Genomic DNA, 1708 nt, shown 5'->3' with positions numbered 1-1708 from the left:
ATCAGGATCAGTCCATACATAATCATATATATCTCCAGGGTTTTCTACACTGATGGTAATACTGGGCCCGTTGTTACATACGATCTGTGGAGTTGTTACCTGAAAGTCTGGTAGAGGATTTACAATCACTTCAAAGTTAGCATCATCATTGACACATCCAGTCGCTTTGTTTTGTATCCGTACATATATGGTCTGTTGCCCAGCAATGGTATTACTAAAGGGATTAGCAAAAGGATTCATACCCGATGTAGCCTCTGCTTGAGATTCATGGAATGTAACATTAAAGTCATCAGGATCTTGTGTAGGACCTAATATATCAGGGATCTGACTATTCAGGTCAATGTCCTGAACAAATCCATTAGCATCATCCCCATCAGCATCATCATCACATACACTCAGGTTTGATACCGTATCAAATATCGGTTCCGGGTTTACCACGACATCAAAGTTAGAGATCCCGTTAGCACATTGTGTTACCGAGTTGTATACTCTGACATATATGGTTTGCCTGTTAGGTGTTGTATTAGAGAATGGACTTAGTTGAGGGTTGGTACCTGCTTGTGCCTCAGTAAGATTCCTGTGATAGGTAACTGTAAACTGAGTTGGGTCTTGTGTACCTAGAATTCCTGCAGTTTGACTTTCTAGATCAATACTTTGAGAGAATCCATTACGAGCCGATCCGTCGGAGTTATCATCACAGATCTCAAGATCAGCAACAAAGTTAGCTACTGGTAAAGGATCTACAACAATATCAAAGGAGGTATGATTTGTAAAACAACCAGCACTACTACCAGTCACTCTGACATATATAGTTTGTCTATCTCTAGTGGTGTTTGTATATGGCGAAGCTAAGCTATTGGCACCGCTAAGGGCTTCGGCAGCCGAAGCGTGATAGGTCACGGTATAGTTAGCTGGGTTCTGAGTTCCTAGAATAGTAGCGGTTTGACTCTCAAGATCAAAAGTTTGAATGATCCCATTAGTACCATCCCCATCATCGAGTGTTTCACACAGTGCATAATCCCCCACAGGATTTGCAACAGGCACCGGATCTACATTTAATGTGATATAGGGTCCAAATCCTAAACACCCATTATCTAGATTACTATCTACTCTGATATAGATAGACTGCGATCCAGGATATCCAATATTACGATAGTTAGCAATATCCGTAATAGCATTTAACTCAGCTAGTGCATCAGCATTGTTTCTATAGTATGTTATTGTTAATTGTTGTGTTACAGGGAATAGCGCTCTTACATCCGCATCTACCGAGCTAAAGTTAAAAGCGGATACTCCATCGGTATCATCATTAGCTCCTGTTACCCCATCTGTAGGTAAGAAGTCATCACAGGTATTAAAGGTACGAGCGAAGGTAGCAGGAATTCCAGTAGTAGATACAATAAGATTTATCTGTGCAATTCTATAACATCCGTTTACAGTAATAGCTCTAGCCCATACGATATCTGTAGGAGTAGTTCTATTGGTAAAGGCAATAGGATTGGCAATAGGATTCGTATCTGCTTGCGCATCTGCAAGTGTGGGATAGTATATAAATGTTTCATTGGTATGATCTGCAGAGATCAAGATATTGGCCTCAGTAAGATTAAAGTCAGAGAAACCATCAGTATCATCATCACATTGTTTAAGATCTACCGTATCTGTAGTAGCATAGACAGGTAATGGATGTACGATTAGATTGAAATTTGTA

At 40.1% G+C, this 1708-nt stretch carries 1 pseudogene; it reads right to left on the bottom strand.

Going from position 1 to position 1708, the window contains the following annotated elements:
• Positions 1-1708 (bottom strand): annotated as a pseudogene (locus tag RQM59_RS14370) (hypothetical protein); the annotation flags it as partial.

It is taken from the genome of Asprobacillus argus, assembly GCF_032248395.1.
Taxonomy (GTDB): Bacteria; Bacteroidota; Bacteroidia; order Flavobacteriales; family Flavobacteriaceae; genus Polaribacter; species Polaribacter argus.
Note: the sequence above shows the minus strand (reverse complement) of the source record. Positions and strands in the feature narration are given on the sequence as shown.